The organism is Mesorhizobium sp. M4B.F.Ca.ET.089.01.1.1 (genome assembly GCF_004022605.1).
Lineage (GTDB): Bacteria > Pseudomonadota > Alphaproteobacteria > Rhizobiales > Rhizobiaceae > Mesorhizobium > Mesorhizobium abyssinicae.
Genome location: NZ_RZOS01001531.1, coordinates 1 through 406, shown reverse-complemented (window position 1 = coordinate 406; position 406 = coordinate 1). Strand labels below are relative to the sequence as shown.

Annotated in this window: 1 pseudogene; it reads left to right on the top strand. The window is 59.4% G+C overall.

Features of this window, described 5'->3' with window-relative positions:
• Positions 1-406 (top strand): annotated as a pseudogene (locus EN780_RS38155) (type II and III secretion system protein family protein); the annotation flags it as partial.

Here is a 406-nt window from a genome sequence, read left to right as displayed (position 1 = left end):
ATCATCAACTCCGTCATCGTCGACGACAGCCAGCAAGTGAACCTTGAAGTGCGCATTCTCGAAGCCAAGCGCAATGCCGGCCGGGACCTCGGCGTTTCGATCAGAAGTACCAATGGAAGCGGCACATCCCGCACCGGAACTGGCATCGCCGCCGTCGATGAAGACAATGTGGTGCTGGGACCGGGAAATCTGGTCACCGGCCTGCTGTCGAATACCAATCCGTTTGCAGCGCTGATCACCCGCGTTATCGACAGCAACATTAAGGTCGATTTGATCATCGAGGCGCTTGAGGCCAAGGGCGTGGTGCGCACGCTGGCCGAGCCCAATCTGACCACTCTTTCAGGCGAGACGGCCAGCTTCAACGCCGGCGGCGAAATCCCTATCCGAAGCATCGGCGCTGATGGCG